Genomic DNA, 17,621 nt, shown 5'->3' on the forward strand with positions numbered 1-17,621 from the left:
CGCGGGCCCGGCCCGCGCCCGGCCGGGGAAAGGCGTCAGGCCCGGGGTTCGCGTCGCATCGCCCACAGGACCGGGCCGCCGCCCGGCAGGCTGAACTCGTCGCGGACGACGAAGCCGAAGTGCTCGTACACCGGGAGGTTGTCCGGCTTGGAGGACTCCAGGTACACCGGCAGGCCCGCCGCGTCGGCCTTGGCGAGGCCCGAGCGGAGGAGGGCGGAGCCGTGGCCCTGTCCCCGGGCGGCGGGGTCGGCGCCGATGACGGCGAGGTACCAGTGGGGTTCGGTCGGGCCGTGCCCGGCGGCGGCCGTGACCGCGTCGCGGAAGGCGCCGGCCCGGTCGCCCAGGATCTCCTGGAGCTCCCGGATCGTCTCCGCGTCGGGAACGGCCTTCTCCGCGCCCTCGGGCGACACCCAGAAGGCCGCCGCCGCGTCGGTGCGCTCGCACACGCCGTGGAGGCCGTACTGCCGGGTGAAGAGGGTGGTGAAGTACCGGCCGAGGCCCGCCTCGCGGGTGGCGTCGTCGGGGAAGAACCAGCGCATCATCGGGTCGTCGCCGAAGGCGGAGGCCAGCGTGCGGCCGATGGCCGGAGCGTCGTCGATCACGGCCGTCTTCGGTGCGTTTGCTATGGGCATACGGGTCATTCTGCACCCGTGTCGATCTTGGTCCGTCGGGGGGTGCCTCAGGCGCGGGCGGTCCTGCGGGCCGCGCGGATCAGGCGGACCGCGGCCGTGACGGGGAGGACGATCCCGGCCGCGAGGACGACGAGCAGTTCGATCGGGCCCATGCGGCCCGACAGGCCGATGAAGACGAGGGCGAGCGGGGGGAGGGCGACGAGGGCGGTCGTGAGGAGCTTGGTGCCCCGCGTCCAGACGTCGGAGGACCACAGCATGCCCAGGCCCAGGACCAGGACGAGCAGGCCGATGAGCGGGTCGACGTACCCGGCGACTCCGGTGAGGCCGATGATGACGGCCGTGTGGGTCGTGCGCCCCTTGGGCCCGCCCTCCGGCCGGGGCGCGGCGGGGGCCTCGGGCTCCTCCGCGCGGGCGGCGGCGACGATCGCGGCGGGGCTGCCGAGGCGGTCGAGGGCGGCGCGGACGGTCTCCGGGTCCCGCTCGTCGCCGACGGCGACGTCCAGGTGTTCGCGCAGGTCCGCGAGGAGCTCCTCGCGGCGCCCGGCCGGCAGGAAGGACGCCTCCCGCTCGACCGTCTCCAGGTAGTCGGTCACGAGGGGGTGCGCGGTGCGGGTCATGCGGAACCTCCAGGAGATGCGGTCAGGAAGTGGTCGACGCCGTCGCGGAAGCGCGGCCAGTCCTCGGTGAACTCGGCGAGCGCGGCCCGGCCGGACGCGGTGAGCGTGTAGTAGCGGCGGGCGGGCCCGGTGGCCGACTCGCGCAGTTCGGTGTCGACGAGACCGTCGCGGCGGAGCCGGGACAGCAGGGGGTAGATCGTGCCCTGGCTGGTGGTCATGACGCTGACGGCGGCGAGTTCGTCGAGGATCTCGACGCCGTAGCGGGGGCCGCCCCGGAGGAGTGCCAGGACGCAGTACTCCAGGACGCCCTTGCGCAGCTGCACGGCCACCTTGCCGGCCGCATCGGATCTTGCTTCGCCAGGAACCATGTAATGCAAGATACCTGGGGAGGGGGCGGGGATCAACGGTTCGCGTACGGAGCGGATGCTCCGTCGCGGGCTTGGGCGCCGGGCCTCCGGGTAGCCGCCGGAGGAGATCTTCCGGGAGGCCTGTGGTGGGAACGCACGGAGACGAAGTCCTTTTCTCCGTCTGTCTGACGGTGCTCGCCGTCGCGATTGGCGCCCGGCAGGCGCGCGGGGAGGCGAAGGGCCCTCCGCCCGCCGGTCCGACGGGCGGGCGGGCGGTCTTCGGCCTCGTGGCCTTCCTCGCCCTCCTGCCGTTCCTGCTCATCACGCTCTCGCACGGCTACGGGACGGAGAACCGGATCTCGGCGGTCCCGTTCCGGGAGATCCTCGACGCCTCGGCCCACGCCGACGTGGACCTCTCGGACGTCGCGGCCGTCAACCTCGTCGGCAACGTCCTCCTGCTCGTCCCGTTCGGCGCGGCCGCCGCGTTCGTCTGGCCGGGCCGCCGGCGCGTGCTCAAGACCGCCCTGACCGCGGCGGCGCTCTCCCTCACCGTCGAGGTGGCGCAGTACGCGCTCTCCCTGGGCCGGGTCACCTCCGTCGACGACGTCCTCCTCAACACCTCCGGCGCCGCCCTGGGCGCCTTCCTGGTCCGGCGCTGGACCAGGACGACGCGGGCGCGGCGGCTCACCCCGCCGGCGTCCTCCGCGTCCGGGGCCGGAGAGAGGGCCGGGAGAGGGGAGCGGGTCGGGAGAGGGGAGCGGGCCGGCGCCGGGAGGCGTTCCGGAGCCTGAGCAGGAGTCCGGCCCGGAGCCTGAGCCTGAGCGGGAGTCCGGCCCGGAGCAGCAGCGCGACCGCCGCCACCGCTCCCGCCGCGAGCCCCGCCCGCAGGCCCGGCGGCCGGAAGGAGCAGGCGAGTTCGGTGCGGCCGTCCCCGAGGGGGACCGCCAGGAGACCGCCGTACGCGGTCGGCGCCGGGCCCTCGCAGTGCCAGCCCGCGATGCGGGGGGCCGCCACGACCGCCGTGCCGCCGCCCGGCGGGAGGACGGCCCGTATGCCGGACGGGGTGACCCCCACCGAGGTCGCCGCGCGGGCGCGCAGGGCCGTGACCGCCGTGCGCAGGCGGTCGTGGTCCAGGCAGCCGAGCTCGCCGGGGCCCGGGAGCGACGGCCGCAGGCCGGGGGTCCGCTGGAGGCCGAGGGACACCATCGCCGCCTGCCGCTTCGGGCGTCCGCCCAGGAGCCGGACCCCGCGGTCGCCCAGGCGGGCCGGGCCCGTGGCGTCCGGGGCCCAGAGGAAGACCTCCGTGCCGACCCGGCACGCGCCCGCGTGCGGAGCCTCGTACACCCGGGAGCCGAGCAGGAGTTCCTGGTTCCGGAAGGGCGAGCGGCCGTAGGACGGGGGCGGGCCCGGCGGCCGGACCGTCACCAGGGGCAGGCGCGTGTCCGTACGGACCACCCCGCCGTCCCGCCAGCGCGCGCCCACCGCGAACAGCGAGTCCGTCACCGGGTTGTCCAGGCCGAGCAGGTTCCGGCCCCGCGAGGTCCAGCCGCCGCCGAGCGCGTCAAGGGTGGAGGTGAGGACCGCCGGGGTGTGGCTGCTGTAGTACGCGGCGCCCTGGCCGCCCAGGAGCAGCGGGTCGTTGCCCGCGACCCGGGGCAGACCCGGGTCCGTGCGGTGGGCGGGCCAGCCGTCCGCCGCCGCCAGGGCCGCCGCCCGCCGCTCCTGCTCCGGGCCCAGCGGCGGGTAGTCGTCGAGCCGCACGAGCCGTTCCCGGTCCGCGTACGCCGTCGTCGCCGCCGACTGGCCGAGCAGGGTGCCCGTCACGAGGAGCGCGGCGAGCACGCCGTACCGGCCCCGGCGGGGAAGGAGGAGCGCCCCCGCCACGGCCGCGAGGCCCGCGCCCGCGAGGACGAGCGCCCAGGAGGTGAGGACCGGGCTCGGCAGCGCCGCGAGGGCCAGGACCAGGACGACCGCCGAGCCGCCGGCCACCGCCCGGCGGTCCGGCCGCCCGTGCGTCAGGGTCGTCCAGGCGGTCAGGACCAGGACCCCGGAGAGGACGAACGTCTGCCGGTAAGGGCTGCCGTTCGGCGTCGCGAAGGCGTGCCAGAGCAGGTGCGTCGGACCCCACTGCATCGACACCGCCACCGCCGCGCACAGGCCCGGCCACAGCCACCGCTCCCGGCCCGGCACGCCCCGGCGGAACGGCAGCGCCCCCGCGAGCAGCAGGACCGCCGTGCAGACGAAGGCCGCCGGGGTCGCGAAGCCGTACGTCACCGGGAGCAGCCGGGCGAGGAAGTCCGTCCCGGCCACCGGGGCGAACTCCCGCACCAGGCCCGGGTGGGCCTGCCGGGAGCCGAGGAGGACGGGGAGAAGGACGGGGGCCGCCAGGCCCACCCCGATCCCCGTCGTCACCGCCGCCCGCGCCAGGACCCGTACCGGCGTCCGTACCGCCGTCGGCTCCGGCGTCCGGAAGGAGTCCGTCGCCGCGAGGCGGACCAGGAGGACCAGGGCGGCGCCGAGGGTCGCCATGTACGCGGTGTAGAAGTTCGCGATCCAGCAGACCGCCACCACCAGCGGGCCCAGGAGCGGTCGGCGCCCCTCCCGCACCCACTCGCCCACCAGGCAGAGCAGCGGGAAGGCGATCAGTCCGTCCAGCCACATCGGGTTGTACGTGGCCTCCGCGAGCGACCAGCCGCACAGCGCGTACGAGGCGCCGAGCACCGCCGCCCACCACCACGCCCCCGGTCCGAGGCGACGCAGCAGGAACGTCATCGCGGCCGCCGCGACCGCCGTCTTCAGGACCGTGATCGCGTAGACCGCGTACTCGACGTCCGCGCGCGGGAAGAGCGCCACCAGCGGGGCGAACGGGCTCGACAGGTACGTGCCGTAGTCGGGCAGGAAGGACGTCCCCCAGCCCGCCCGCCAGTCGAGGAGGAGCCCGCCGTCCGCCCGGCCCCGCAGCAGGTCCCACAGGTGCGCGTGGAACGGCACGAACTGGTTGGCGAGGTCGTTGACGGCCCGGTGGCGCGGCCCGAAGGGGAAGACCCGGGCGACGGCGTCCCCGCCGCAGACGGCGACGGCGGAGAGGAGGGCGGCCAGCAGACAGGCGCGTGTGGTCTTCGGCATGACGGGTCGAATATGCCAGCGAAAACGGGCGAAACCGCAGGACGGAGGGGCAGTTCACGCGATGGTCGCCCGGAGGTCATCCGGGGCCCTCGCGGGGGCCGGGCGGCGGGAGGAACGCGCGGGGCGGGCCGACACCCGGGTGACGGGTGAGTCGTTGGGGGAAACAGTCGCTCCGAAGTGGTGGCTCCGGCCCCGGCGACTCCCTACCATCGATCACCGCAAGGTCGTTCAACTGACGCACGACCAGCCCGGGAGGCTCCTTTGCACCGCCGCACGCAGCCCCGCACGCCCCGCAAGCCGCGCAAGCCCCGCACCCCTCGCACGCCCCGCACGCCCCGCCGTACCGCGCTCGCCGTCTCCGCCGCGCTCCTCGTCGCGGCCCCGCTGCTCACCGCCTGCGGCGGCGACGCCCACCCGGGAGCCGCGGCCGTCGTCGGCGGCGAACGCATCGACGTCGCCAGCCTCCAGGCACAGGTGAAGGACGTCCGGACCGCGCAGGCCGCCTCCCCGGAGTCCGCGCAGCTCGTCGCGGCCACCGGCGACCTGAGCCGCCGCAAGCTCAACAGCATGATCTTCGACCGGGTCGTCGAGAAGGTCGCCCGCGACAACGGCGTCACCGCCAGCCGCGCCGAGCTCCAGCAGACCCGCACCGCCTTCGTCCGCCAGAGCGGCGGAGAGGACCGGCTCGCCGCCGCCCTCCTCCAGGAGCAGGGCGTCGCCCCCGGCCAGATCGACGGGGTCGTCCGCCGCAACGTCCTCCTCAACAAGATCGCCGCCAAGGTGGGCGCCGACGACAGCCCCGAGGGCCAGAAGAAGCTGACGGAGGTCTTCACCGCCGCCTCCAAGGACCTCGCCATCGACGTGAACCCGCGCTTCGGCGCCTGGGACGACGCCCAGATCCGGCTGGCCTCCACCACCCCGGCCTGGCTGCGGCGGATCAGCCAGGATCCGAACGCCGCTCCGGCCGGTGCCTGAGGCCGGGTAGGTTCGAGGGGTGACTTCCGAAAGCCCCGGCCGCGTCGTCCTGCTCACCGCCAGCCACCGCGTGGCCCCCGGACTCCTGTCCTGGCCCGCGTGGCAGGCGCTGCGCTCCGCGGACCGGGTGCTCTGCCCCGACGAGCACCACCCCCAGCTGCCGTACCTGCGGGAGGCGGGCGTCGTCGTCGAGCACGCCCTGCCCACCGCCGAGGAGCTGGTCGGGGCCTGCGCCGGGGGCCGCACGGTCCTGCTCCTCGCCTCCGGCGAGGGCGACCGGCGCCTCACCGACGGCCTGGCCCGGCTCGCCGGCTCCGGCCGGGTCGCCATGCCGGAGCTCGAACTGCTGCCGGGCTCGTACGACCTGCCCGGCGCCCGCCTCCTCGACCTCGTCCAGGTCATGGACCGGGTCCGGCGCGAGTGCCCCTGGACCTCGGCGCAGACCCACGAGGGGCTCGTGAAGTACGCCATCGAGGAGGCGTACGAGCTGGTCGAGGCGATCGAGGACGAGGACAGGACCGCGCTCCGGGAGGAGCTGGGCGACGTCCTGCTCCAGGTCATCTTCCACGCCCGGATCGCCGAGGAGGACCCGGAGGAGCCGTTCTCCGTGGACGACGTGGCAGGGACCCTGGTCGAGAAGCTGATCCACCGCCACCCGCACGTCTTCGGGGACGCGACCGCCGAGACGCCCGAGGACGTCCACGCGCACTGGCAGCGGACCAAGGCGGTCGAGAAGCGGCGGGAGTCCGTCACCGACGGCGTGCCGCTCGGACAGCCCGGCCTCGCGCTCGCCGCGAAGCTGGCGGGCCGGGTGCGCGCGGCCGGCCTCGACGTGCCCGTCCCGGCGGACGGGGGCTTCGGTTACGAGCTGCTCGCCCTCGCGGCCCGCGCGGAGGCGGCGGGAGTCGACCCGGAGACGGCGCTGCGGGCCGCGGCCCGGACGTACCGGGACGCGATCCGGGCGGCGGAGGGGCTGTGAGGCCGTAGCGGCGTCCGAGGGGGAGGGGACTGCGAGGCCGTAGCGCCGTACAAGGGGAGGGCCGGGGCGCGCGGGCCGCCGGGGCGCACGGGGGCGCGCTGTACGGTCGGGGGGTGAGTGACAGCACCGCCCCGGACCCCGAGCCGCACCCCGAGCCGCACCCCGCACCGGCCTCCTGCCCGGCCTCCGGGGCGGCCCCGGCCCCCGACGCGGCCCCCGCCCCCGGCAGGGGCTCCGCGCCCGAGCTCTTCACCTGGGAGTTCGCCACCGATCCGTACCCCGCCTACGCCTGGCTGCGGGAGCACGCGCCCGTGCACCGGACGACGCTGCCCAGCGGGGTCGAGGCCTGGCTCGTGACGCGGTACGCGGACGCCCGGCAGGCCCTCGCGGACCAGCGGCTGTCCAAGAACCCGGCGCACCACGACGAGTCCCCGCACGCCAAGGGCAAGACGGGCATTCCGGGCGAGCGCAAGGCCGAGCTGATGACCCACCTGCTCAACATCGACCCGCCCGACCACACCCGGCTGCGGCGGCTCGTGTCGAAGGCCTTCACCCCGCGCCGGGTCGCCGAGTTCGCCCCGCGCGTCCAGGAGTTGACCGACCGCCTCATCGACGGCTTCGTGGCGAAGGGGAGCGCGGACCTCATCCACGAGTTCGCCTTCCCGCTCCCCATCTACGCCATCTGCGACCTGCTCGGCGTGCCCGAGGAGGACCAGGACGACTTCCGCGACTGGGCCGGGATGATGATCCGGCACGGCGGCGGGCCGCGCGGCGGCGTCGCCCGGTCGGTGAAGAAGATGCGCGGCTACCTCGCCGAGCTGATCCACCGCAAGCGCGAGGAGCCGGGAGACGACCTGATCTCGGGGCTCATCAAGGCCTCCGACCACGGCGAGCACCTCACCGAGAACGAGGCCGCCGCCATGGCCTTCATCCTTCTCTTCGCGGGGTTCGAGACCACCGTGAACCTCATCGGGAACGGTCTGTACGCGCTGCTGCGCGATCCCGGACAGAGGGGACTCCTCCAGGCCTCCCTCGCCGCCGGCGAGACCGGGCTCCTGGAGACCGGGATCGAGGAGCTGCTGCGGTACGACGGGCCCGTGGAGATGGCGACCTGGCGGTACGCCACGCGGGCGCTGACCATCGGCGGGCAGGAGATCCCGGCGGGCGACCCGGTGCTCGTGGTGCTCGCCGCCGCCGACCGGGACCCGGAGCGGTTCGACGGGCCCGACGTGCTCGACCTCGCCCGGCGCGACAACCAGCACCTCGGGTACGGCCACGGCATCCACTACTGCCTCGGCGCGCCCCTCGCCCGCCTCGAAGGACAGGCGGCGCTCGCCACCCTGCTGACCCGTCTGCCGGACCTGCGGCTCGCCGCCGATCCGGCCGAACTGCGGTGGCGCGGAGGGCTCATCATGCGCGGTTTGCGCACGCTTCCGGTGGAGTTCTCCCCGTCCGTACCCCTCTCGCACACTGACGGAACGTCAGAACTGTGATCTTCATGTGATCGGGCGGCCATCGACTTGTGACGAGCGTTCGAATGCCGCTACGTTTCGCCGCAGTCTCAGCCGTCACGCGAAAGGCGTACCTATGCGTTCCGGGAACGGACGACACCGTCGCCCCCGTCAGGCCCCCGCCATCGTCGTCGCCGCGGGCGTGACCGGATCCGCCATGGCGCTGCCTCTGCTCGCCACCGGATCCGCGTCCGCCGCCGACGCCGCCACGTGGGACCGCGTCGCCGAGTGCGAGTCCGGCGGCCAGTGGACCGCCAACTTCGGGAACGGGATGTACGGCGGCCTCCAGTTCACCCAGGGGGACTGGGAGCGCCACGGCGGCCTGGCGTACGCGCCCAGCGCCGACCTGGCCAGCCGCGCCCAGCAGATCGCCGTGGCCGAGAAGGCCCTCGCCAAGGGCAGCGACGCCTGGGGGACCTGCGCGCCGATCGCCGGCCTGACGAACGACGGGAAGCCCACCGGGGTGGACCCGGGCCCGGCCACCGCTCCGGCGCCCTCCGTGGCGCCCGTCCCCGAGTCGAGCTGGAACTCGGGCTCGCCGGACGTCTCCGGGGCCGCGCCGTCCACCGCGACGCCGGAGTCCCCGGCCACGCCGTCCGCCCCCGCCACGTCCACGGCGCCGGCCACGCCGACGGCTCCCGCCGCCCCGGCGGGCCCGACCGCGCCGACCGCCCCCGCCACGCCGTCCGCGCCGACCGGGTCGACGGACCCGGCGGACCCGACGCTCCCGGCCGACCCGGCGCTCCCGGTGGACCCGACGGCCCCCGTCGCCCCCGAGGAGTCCGTGACGCCCGGTACGCCCGTGACGCCCGGCGTTCCGGGAGACGGGGGAGCGTCGGCCGCGCCCGGCACGGGCAAGCACCGGGGCGAGGCCGCTCCGGAGGAAACCGACAAGCCGGACAGCTCCACCGAAGCCGGTAGACATGCCTCGGGCAAGGACAAGTCTGCCGAAGGTGCCGAATCGCTTCCCATCGCTGACGAAGCGAAGAATGCGGACACAACGGACAGTCAGGGCTCTTCGGGTGAATACGTCGTGCGTCCGGGTGACAGCCTTTCGGGTATCGCCCAGGCGAACGAACTGCCCGGAGGCTGGACCGCCCTCTATGACGCCAACAAGGGGACCGTGGGCATCGATCCGGACCTCATCCTCCCTGGTCAGAACCTCGATCTGACGGCGAGTCCGGTCTCGGCGGAGGGGTAGTTCGCGGGCGTATGTCCGGTTCTGGACGAGTGAGACATGGGTCTCTTTGTCCCAACTGGCGTGTCGCGCCCGCAAACTCCGCTTCCGTCATCTCCCACCTGCGCAAACAGTCCCCTCCGAAGGGCAAGAAGAGGCGAAATTCGTCGTATGAGCCTCTTTGAACTTCGGAGGGTTCTGTGTCTACGGTCATCACCGCTCGCCACCGCGGGCCCCGTCGACCGAAACGCCGAATCCTGCCGTCGGTCGATGGGAACAGTCGTCGCGCAAGCGCCGAAGGCAGGAGCGGGGGACCCAAGGTAAGTGCCGGCCCCGGCCGTCGAGAGACGGCCGACGACCGGCTTGGGGTGAAGCCGCGTGCTAGGACGCGCGGCCGGGCAACTCTTCGGCCCGAACCCGACAGCTCACCTCGCAGGCGTCGGTGAGGAGAATTCCCATGCTGTTTTCCACCAAGGGCAAACACCGCCGTCCCTCCAAGGCCACCCAGATCGCCGCGCTCGTCGGCGTCACCGGTGTCGCCGTCGCCGCCCCGCTGATGACCGCGGGCGCCGCCTCGGCCGCCACCTCCTCCGAGTGGGACCGCGTCGCCCAGTGCGAGTCCGGCGGCAACTGGTCCATCAACACCGGCAACGGCTACTACGGCGGCCTCCAGTTCTCGGCCTCCACCTGGGCCGCGTACGGCGGCACCGCCTACGCGTCGACCGCCGACCAGGCGTCGAAGTCCCAGCAGATCGCCATCGCCGAGAAGGTCCTCGCGGGCCAGGGCAAGGGTGCCTGGCCGAGCTGCGGCGTGGGCCTCTCCGGCGCCTCCTACGACGGCGGCTCCGCCGAGAGCGCGCAGGAGCAGCCGAAGCAGCAGAAGAAGCAGAAGAAGCAGCGCACGGCCGAGCAGCCGACCACCCGCAGCGAGCAGCGCCAGGCCCCGAAGAAGGAGCGCCAGGCCGCTCCGCAGGCCGGCGCCGAGAAGACCGTCACCACCCCGACCGGCGAGACGGTCGAGAAGGGCGACGGCGAGTACAAGGTCGTGACCGGCGACACCCTCAGCAAGATCGCCGAGGCGCAGGGCGTCGAGGGCGGCTGGGCCGAGCTCTTCGAGCTCAACAAGGACGTCGTCGACGACGCCGACCTGATCTACCCGGGCCAGCAGCTCCACCTGAAGTGAGCCCGGCGGGTCGTGTGAGTCCGGCGGCTCACGCGCCCCCGACGACCCTCCCGCGGTGACCCACCCCGGTCCGGCGCGCCCGTCCCCCGTGCGCGCCGGACCGGGGTTCCGTCTTTCACCGGGGCCTCCCGCGGCCCACCTGATGGTTACCGGCCGGTAGATCTGGGGCCTTTCGCCCCGCTGTGCGTGCCCTTGGGTCCTTTTTCGTCCCAGGGGGCGGGCGCCCGGCCGGTCGGAGCCGCCGGGGCGGTTAGGCTCTTGTCGCAAGGCCGAGCGACCCCGCACCGACCTTGCGTCACATCCAGCGTCACATCCCAGAAGGAGATGCTCGTGCCGTCCATCGACGTCGTCGTAGCCCGGGAAATCCTGGACTCCCGAGGCAACCCCACGGTCGAGGTCGAGGTCGGCCTCGACGACGGCAGCACCGGCCGTGCTGCCGTTCCGTCCGGCGCCTCCACCGGTGCGTTCGAGGCCCTGGAGCTCCGCGACGGTGACCCCAACCGTTACCAGGGCAAGGGCGTCGAGAAGGCCGTCCTCGCCGTCATCGAGCAGATCGGCCCGGAGCTCGTCGGCTACGACGCCACCGAGCAGCGCCTGATCGACCAGGCCATGTTCGACCTGGACGCCACCCCGGACAAGTCCTCGCTCGGCGCCAACGCCATCCTCGGCGTCTCCCTCGCCGTCGCGCACGCCGCCTCCGAGGCCAGCGACCTCCCGCTCTTCCGCTACCTGGGCGGCCCGAACGCGCACCTGCTGCCCGTTCCGATGATGAACATCCTCAACGGCGGGTCGCACGCCGACTCCAACGTGGACATCCAGGAGTTCATGATCGCCCCGATCGGCGCGGAGTCCTTCTCCGAGGCCCTCCGCTGGGGCACCGAGGTCTACCACACCCTCAAGTCCGTCCTGAAGTCCAAGGGCCTCTCCACCGGCCTCGGCGACGAGGGCGGCTTCGCCCCGAACCTCGGCTCCAACCGCGAGGCGCTCGACCTCATCCTTGAGGCGATCAAGCAGGCCGGCTACGTGCCCGGCAAGGACATCGCGCTCGCGCTCGACGTCGCCGCCTCCGAGTTCTACAAGGACGGCTCGTACGAGTTCGAGGGCAAGTCCCGCTCGGCCGCCGAGATGACCGAGTACTACGAGGAGCTCGTCTCCGCGTACCCGCTGGTCTCCATCGAGGACCCGCTGTTCGAGGACGACTGGGCCGGCTGGAACGTCATCACCGAGAAGCTCGGCGAGAAGGTCCAGCTCGTCGGTGACGACCTGTTCGTCACCAACCCGGAGCGCCTGGCCCGGGGCATCGAGGAGAAGTCCGCGAACGCCCTGCTCGTCAAGGTCAACCAGATCGGCTCGCTGACCGAGACCCTCGACGCCGTCGAGCTGGCCCAGCGCAGCGGCTTCAAGTGCATGATGTCCCACCGCTCCGGCGAGACCGAGGACGTCACCATCGCCGACCTGGCCGTCGCCACCAACTGCGGCCAGATCAAGACCGGCGCCCCGGCCCGCTCCGAGCGCGTCGCCAAGTACAACCAGCTGCTGCGCATCGAGGAGATCCTCGACGACGCCGCGGTGTACGCCGGCCGGAGTGCCTTCCCGCGCTTCAAGGGCTGACACCCACCGCGCCCCTCCACAGGGCGGCTTCCGTACGTCCCCGTACCCGGTCCCGTACCGTGTGCGGGGACGTCCGCGTGAACAGGGGAGGCGACACGACATGGCCGTGAAGGACCGGGACCGGTTCTCGACCGCGACCCGGCTCAGGCTGCTCGGCGAGCAGACCGCCGCCCGTGTCTACCGCTCCCAGACCCGCCGTCAGGCCCGCCGCTCCCGGCTCACCGGCCGTGCGGCCTTCCTCGCGCTCGTCGTCTGCTCCCTGGTGGTGGCCCTCGCCTATCCCATGCGGAGCTACGTCTCCCAGCAGGGCGAGATCGCCGAGCAGGAGCGCAGGGCCGCCGAGGCCGCCCGGCGGGTGCAGGAGCTGAGGGACGAGAAGGCCCGCCTCCAGGACCCGGCCTACGTCCGCCGCCTCGCCCGCGAGCACCTGCACTACGTGCTTCCCGGCGAGACCGGCTTCACCGTGAACGACCCCGGCGCGGAGCAGCGGCCCCGCGCCGACCAGGGAGCGGCGGACCGCCCCTGGTACGACAACCTCTGGGACGGCGTGGACAACGCCGACCGCCGCTGACCTCCCGTACGACCGACGACCGACGACCTAGGCACCCAAGGCAGACATGCAAACGCCCCCTCCGCAGACCGAACGCACCGAGCCCACCGAGGCGGACGTCGCCGCCTTCGAGCTCCAGCTCGGCCGGCCGCCCCGCGGCCTGCGCGCCATCGCGCACCGCTGCCCCTGCGGGCAGCCGGACGTCGTCGAGACCGCGCCCCGGCTCCCCGACGGCACCCCCTTCCCCACCACGTACTACCTGACCTGCCCCCGGGCGGCCTCGGCCATCGGCACCCTGGAGGCCAACGGGGTCATGAAGGAGATGCAGGCCCGGCTCGCCACCGACCCGGAGCTCGCCGACGCCTACCGGGCCGCGCACGAGGACTACCTCGCCCGCCGCGACGCCATCGAGGTCCTGGAGGGCTTCCCGAGCGCCGGCGGCATGCCGGACCGGGTCAAGTGCCTGCACGTCCTCGTCGGCCACTCGCTGGTCGCGGGCCCGGGCGTGAACCCGTTCGGCGACGAGGCGCTCGCGATGCTGCCGGAGTGGTGGGCCAAGGGCCCGTGCGTCACCCCGTGCGCGGCGCCGAAGGAGGAGGACGGCTGGACGGTCGAGGGCGACCGGGACGGCCACTTCGCCTTCAAGCCGGTCGACGACGCCGCCGACGGCGCCGAGGAGGAGAAGTGACCAGGGTCGCCGGAATCGACTGCGGCACGAACTCCATCCGCCTCCTCGTCGCCGACGTGCACCCGGAGACGGGCGAGCTGGTCGAGCTGGACCGGCGGATGACGATCGTCCGGCTCGGCCAGGGCGTCGACCGGACCGGCCGGCTCGCCCCGGAGGCCCTGGAGCGCACCTTCGCCGCCTGCCGCGAGTACGCCGCCGTGATCGAGGAGCTGGGCGCCGAGCGGATCCGCTTCGTCGCCACCTCCGCCTCCCGCGACGCCGAGAACCGCGACGACTTCGTGAACGGGGTCGTGGAGATCCTCGGCGTCGAGCCCGAGGTCATCACCGGCGACCAGGAGGCCGCGTTCTCCTTCGCCGGCGCCACCGGCGAGCTGCCCGGCACCGAGACGTACCTCGTCGTGGACATCGGCGGCGGCTCCACCGAGTTCGTCACCGGCACCGACCACGTCCAGGCCGCCCGCTCGGTCGACATCGGCTGCGTCCGGCTCACCGAGCGGCACGTCCGCCACGACCCGCCGACCGCCGAGGAGGCCGAGGCGATCCGCGCCGACGTCCGGGCCGCGCTCGACCTGGCCGCCGAGGCCGTGCCGATCGACACGGCCGACGTCCTCGTCGGACTCGCCGGCTCCGTGACCACCGTCGCCGCCATCGCCCTCGGCCTCCCGGAGTACGACTCCGAGAAGGTCCACCACTCCCGGATCTCCGCCGGGCAGGTCGCCGAGGTCACCGAGCGGCTCCTCGCCTCCACCCACGACGAGCGGGCCGCGATCCCCGTGATCCACCCCGGGCGGGTCGACGTGATCGTCGCCGGGGCGCTCGTCCTGAGGGAGATCGTCGAGCGCGTCGGCGCCCGCGAGGTGGTCGTCAGCGAGCACGACATCCTCGACGGGATCGCCCTGTCCGTCGCGTAGACCTCGATGGGAAGGCTCTATCCGACGCATAGAGGTGCGCTATCGAGCCTTCCCGCGGGGTTCCGCCGGGAAAGTTCGTGAAGTTCTTCACAAGGAAAAGGGCCCTGAGGGAGTCCGAAGGGGGTCGTTGGGCCCTCCGAGGGGTGTCTCAGGGCCCTTTCGCAGGTGCGGAGGCCGATCCGCCCGGTGTTTCCATCGCGTGAACGGGGCCTCCGGTTCAGGGTTAACGGAGGCTCTCCGGTCCAGTTCACGGGGGGTGAACAACGTTCGCCACTGCACCTCGGTTCCTTTGCAGGAACATGACGTGGATCACGTGGGCGGCGGAGTGTAGCAGAGGTGTCCACCAACCTTGTGAAGGGGCGCACGAACACACCCCCCGGACGGGGTGGATACTCGATGGCATGAGCACCACGGAGCGTCCCAGGATCCTCGTAGTAGGCGGCGGGTACGTAGGCCTGTACGCAGCTCGGCGCATCCTCAAGAAGATGCGCTACGCGGAGGCGACCGTCACGGTCGTCGACCCGCGGTCGTACATGACCTACCAGCCCTTCCTCCCCGAAGCCGCCGCCGGCAGCATCTCCCCGCGCCACGTCGTCGTCCCGCTGCGACGCGTCGTCCGCGGAGCCGAGGTGCTCACCGGCCGGGTCACCACCATCGACCAGGACCGCAAGGTCGCCACGATCGCCCCGCTCGTCGGCGAGGCGTACGAGCTGCCCTTCGACTACCTCGTCATCGCGATGGGCGCGGTCTCCCGCACCTTCCCGATCCCCGGCCTCGCCGAGCAGGGCATCGGCATGAAGGGCATCGAGGAGGCCATCGGCCTGCGCAACCACGTCCTCGAGCAGCTCGACAAGGCCGACTCGACCACCGACGAGGAGGTCCGCCGCAAGGCGCTGACCTTCGTCTTCGTGGGCGGCGGCTTCGCCGGCGCGGAGACCATCGGCGAGGTCGAGGACCTGGCCCGCGACGCCGCGAAGTACTACCAGAACGTGTCGCGCGAGGACATGCGCTTCGTCCTGGTCGACGCGGCCGACAAGATCCTTCCCGAGGTCGGCCCCAAGCTCGGCCAGTACGGCAAGGAGCACCTGGAGAGCCGCGGGATCGAGATCTACCTCGAGACCTCCATGGACTCCTGCGTCGACGGCCACGTCGTGCTGAAGAACGGCCTGGAGGTCGACTCCAACACGATCGTGTGGACCGCCGGCGTCAAGCCCAACCCGGCGCTCTCCCGCTTCGGTCTGCCGCTCGGCCCCCGCGGCCACGTGGACTGCAACGAGAAGCTCCAGATCAACGGTCTCGACTACGCGTGGGCCGCGGGCGACAACGCCCAGGTCCCGGACATGGTCGGCCGTCGCGCGGGCAACCCGAACGCCTGGTGCCCGCCGAACGCCCAGCACGCCCTGCGCCAGGCCAAGGTCCTCGGCGACAACGTGGTGGCCGGCATGCGCGGCTTCCCGCAGAAGGAGTACAGCCACGCCAACAAGGGCGCGGTGGCCGGACTCGGTCTGCACAAGGGCGTCGCCATGATCGTCATGGGCAAGGTGAAGATCAAGCTCAAGGGCCGTCTCGCCTGGTACATGCACCGCGGCTACCACGGCATGGCGATGCCGACCTGGAACCGCAAGATCCGCGTCTTCGCCGACTGGACCCTGGCGATGTTCCTCAAGCGCGAGGTCGTCTCCCTCGGCGCCATCGAGTCGCCGCGCGAGGAGTTCTACGAGGCCGCCAAGCCCGCCCCCGCCCCGGCCGCCCCGGTGCAGGAGAAGGCCAAGGCCTCCTGACGCTCCGGCGTCGACGCAGTACCGCAGTAACGCAGTAACGCACAAGACCGTAAAGGGCCGTCCGCCATCCGTGGTGCGGACGGCCCTTCGCGTGTTTTGCCGACTCGTTGCGCCGCGAGGGGAGTGCGGGCGCCCACCGACGGTGTTCCCTTGGTGACGGACATTTCTGGGGCAACGATCACGGAGGTGGGCACCATGGCCGACGCCGCGCCGCGGCTGACGACTCTCGCGGAAGAACTCCTCGGAGGACCGCTCCCGGTCCGGCTGCGGGCCTGGGACGGCAGCGAGGCCGGTCCCGCCGACGCCCCCGTACTGATCCTCCGCGACCGCCGCGCCCTGCGCCGGATGATCTGGAAGCCCGGCGAACTGGGCATGGTCCGCGCCTGGGTGGCCGGCGAGCTCGACGTCGAGGGGGACCTGTACGAGGTCCTGGACCGGATCTCCGGACTCCTCTGGGAGCGCGACGGCGACTCCCCGGGCCTGCTCGCCGCCGCCCGCGACCCCCGGCTGCGCGCCGCCGCCCGCTCCCTGCTCCGGCTCGCCGGACCCGTGCCGCCGCCCGCGCCGCCGGCCGAGGAGGTCCGCGGCCGCAGCGGCGGCCGGCACACCAGACGCCGCGACCGGCAGGCGATCGGCCACCACTACGACGTGGGCAACGACTTCTACGAACTGGTCCTCGGCCCCTCGATGGTCTACTCGTGCGCGTACTGGACGCCGGGCAGCACCCTGGAGGACGCCCAGCGCGACAAGCTCGACCTCGTCGCCCGCAAGCTGGCCCTGAAGGAGGGCGACCGGCTCCTCGACGTGGGCTGCGGCTGGGGCTCCATGGCCCTGCACGCCGCCCGCGAGTACGGCGCCCGGGTCGTCGGCATCACCCTCTCCCGCGAACAGGCGACCCACGCCCGCAAGCGGATCGCCGAGGAGGGCCTGACGGACCGGATCGAGATCCGCGTCCAGGACTACCGGGACGTCACCGACGGCCCGTACGACGCGATCTCCTCCATCGGCATGGCCGAGCACGTCGGCGCCGTGAAGTACCGGGAGTACGCCGACATCCTGTACGGGCTCCTCAGGCCCGGCGGGCGGCTCCTCAACCACCAGATCTCCCGGCGCCCCGAGCCCGACGAGGCCGCCTACGCGATCGACCCCTTCATCGACGCGTACGTCTTCCCCGACGGCGAACTCGCCCCGATGGGCCGCACCCTGACGACCCTGGAGGAGGCCGGGTTCGAGGTCCGGGACGTGGAGGCCCTCCGCGAGCACTACGCCCTGACCCTGCGCCGCTGGGTGGCCAACCTGGAGGCCGACTGGGACCGGGCCGTCCGGCTCGTCTCCCCGGGCCGGGCCCGCGTCTGGCGGCTCTACATGGCCGCCTCCGCCGTCTCCTTCGAACGCAACCGGATCGGCGTGAACCAGTTCCTCGCGGTGAGGACCCCGGTGCCGGGGACGAGCGGGCTGCCGCTGCGGACGCGGGCGTGGACCGAGGGGACGGACTGACGTACGTACGGGCGTACGTGCGCGCGTACGTACGGG

16 protein-coding genes and 1 riboswitch are annotated in these 17,621 nt (G+C 73.2%); of the genes, 12 read left to right on the forward strand and 4 right to left on the reverse strand.

Features of this window, described 5'->3' with window-relative positions:
* Positions 1-35: 35 nt before the first annotated feature.
* From ACWGSR_RS15245 to ACWGSR_RS15255, 3 genes are read right to left on the reverse strand one after another with little or no spacing between them, the layout of a single operon-like run.
* Entirely contained in the window at positions 36-641 is a 606-nt protein-coding gene (locus tag ACWGSR_RS15245) for a GNAT family N-acetyltransferase (RefSeq protein ID WP_453566721.1), read from the reverse strand.
* A 38-nt stretch (positions 642-679) separates the two neighbouring features.
* A complete protein-coding gene (locus ACWGSR_RS15250; protein WP_453566723.1) occupies positions 680-1,249 on the reverse strand; it encodes an HAAS signaling domain-containing protein in 570 nt (189 codons plus the stop codon).
* A complete protein-coding gene (locus ACWGSR_RS15255) occupies positions 1,246-1,617 on the reverse strand; it encodes a PadR family transcriptional regulator (protein WP_366377033.1) in 372 nt (123 codons plus the stop codon). The genes ACWGSR_RS15250 and ACWGSR_RS15255 overlap by 4 nt, the downstream gene beginning before the upstream one ends.
* 125 nt (positions 1,618-1,742) lie before the next feature.
* On the opposite strand from ACWGSR_RS15255, the gene ACWGSR_RS15260 reads away from it, so the two are divergent.
* Positions 1,743-2,387 carry a VanZ family protein gene (locus ACWGSR_RS15260; protein WP_453566726.1) on the forward strand — a complete coding sequence of 215 codons (645 nt, stop codon included), beginning with the start codon at positions 1,743-1,745 and terminating at the stop codon, positions 2,385-2,387.
* Here ACWGSR_RS15260 and ACWGSR_RS15265 read toward each other — a convergent pair.
* A complete protein-coding gene (locus ACWGSR_RS15265) occupies positions 2,281-4,722 on the reverse strand; it encodes a YfhO family protein (RefSeq protein ID WP_453566728.1) in 2,442 nt (813 codons plus the stop codon). The genes ACWGSR_RS15260 and ACWGSR_RS15265 overlap by 107 nt on opposite strands.
* A 384-nt stretch (positions 4,723-5,106) precedes the next feature.
* Here ACWGSR_RS15265 and ACWGSR_RS15270 point away from each other — a divergent pair, with 384 nt between their 5' ends.
* The 11 genes from ACWGSR_RS15270 (at position 5,107) to ACWGSR_RS15320 (ending at position 17,585) form a co-directional block, all read left to right on the forward strand.
* Entirely contained in the window at positions 5,107-5,697 is a 591-nt protein-coding gene (locus ACWGSR_RS15270) for a SurA N-terminal domain-containing protein (protein WP_453566792.1), read from the forward strand.
* A 19-nt stretch (positions 5,698-5,716) separates the two neighbouring features.
* Positions 5,717-6,676 carry a nucleoside triphosphate pyrophosphohydrolase gene (locus ACWGSR_RS15275; protein ID WP_453566730.1) on the forward strand — a complete coding sequence of 320 codons (960 nt, stop codon included), beginning with the start codon at positions 5,717-5,719 and terminating at the stop codon, positions 6,674-6,676.
* A 113-nt stretch (positions 6,677-6,789) separates the two neighbouring features.
* Positions 6,790-8,169: a cytochrome P450 family protein gene (locus tag ACWGSR_RS15280; RefSeq protein WP_453566732.1), complete on the forward strand. Its 1,380-nt coding sequence runs from the start codon at positions 6,790-6,792 to the stop codon at positions 8,167-8,169.
* 175 nt (positions 8,170-8,344) lie between these two features.
* Positions 8,345-9,388, forward strand: a complete 1,044-nt coding sequence (locus ACWGSR_RS15285; protein ID WP_453566734.1) for a transglycosylase family protein — start codon at positions 8,345-8,347, stop codon at positions 9,386-9,388.
* A 258-nt stretch (positions 9,389-9,646) separates the two neighbouring features.
* Positions 9,647-9,818: riboswitch (cyclic di-AMP (ydaO/yuaA leader) on the forward strand.
* A gap of 3 nt (positions 9,819-9,821) precedes the next feature.
* Positions 9,822-10,547 carry a transglycosylase family protein gene (locus ACWGSR_RS15290; protein WP_376234166.1) on the forward strand — a complete coding sequence of 242 codons (726 nt, stop codon included), beginning with the start codon at positions 9,822-9,824 and terminating at the stop codon, positions 10,545-10,547.
* 324 nt (positions 10,548-10,871) lie between these two features.
* The gene (eno, locus tag ACWGSR_RS15295) at positions 10,872-12,158 is read left to right on the forward strand and encodes a phosphopyruvate hydratase (RefSeq protein WP_376234169.1); all 1,287 of its coding nucleotides are present in this window, start codon (positions 10,872-10,874) and stop codon (positions 12,156-12,158) included.
* 100 nt (positions 12,159-12,258) lie between these two features.
* Positions 12,259-12,729, forward strand: coding sequence for an FtsB family cell division protein (locus ACWGSR_RS15300; RefSeq protein WP_030215997.1), 471 nt, complete (start codon positions 12,259-12,261; stop codon positions 12,727-12,729).
* A 46-nt stretch (positions 12,730-12,775) separates the two neighbouring features.
* Complete coding sequence (locus tag ACWGSR_RS15305) at positions 12,776-13,396, forward strand: DUF501 domain-containing protein (RefSeq protein ID WP_453566737.1); 621 nt, start codon at positions 12,776-12,778, stop codon at positions 13,394-13,396.
* Positions 13,393-14,307 carry a Ppx/GppA phosphatase family protein gene (locus ACWGSR_RS15310; protein WP_453566739.1) on the forward strand — a complete coding sequence of 305 codons (915 nt, stop codon included), beginning with the start codon at positions 13,393-13,395 and terminating at the stop codon, positions 14,305-14,307. The genes ACWGSR_RS15305 and ACWGSR_RS15310 overlap by 4 nt, the downstream gene beginning before the upstream one ends.
* 401 nt (positions 14,308-14,708) lie before the next feature.
* Entirely contained in the window at positions 14,709-16,088 is a 1,380-nt protein-coding gene (locus ACWGSR_RS15315) for an NAD(P)/FAD-dependent oxidoreductase (protein WP_125664989.1), read from the forward strand.
* 195 nt (positions 16,089-16,283) lie between these two features.
* Positions 16,284-17,585 carry a class I SAM-dependent methyltransferase gene (locus tag ACWGSR_RS15320; RefSeq protein WP_453566741.1) on the forward strand — a complete coding sequence of 434 codons (1,302 nt, stop codon included), beginning with the start codon at positions 16,284-16,286 and terminating at the stop codon, positions 17,583-17,585.
* The last annotated feature ends 36 nt before the right edge of the window (positions 17,586-17,621 follow it).

This window comes from Streptomyces sp. NPDC055632, from assembly GCF_053618675.1.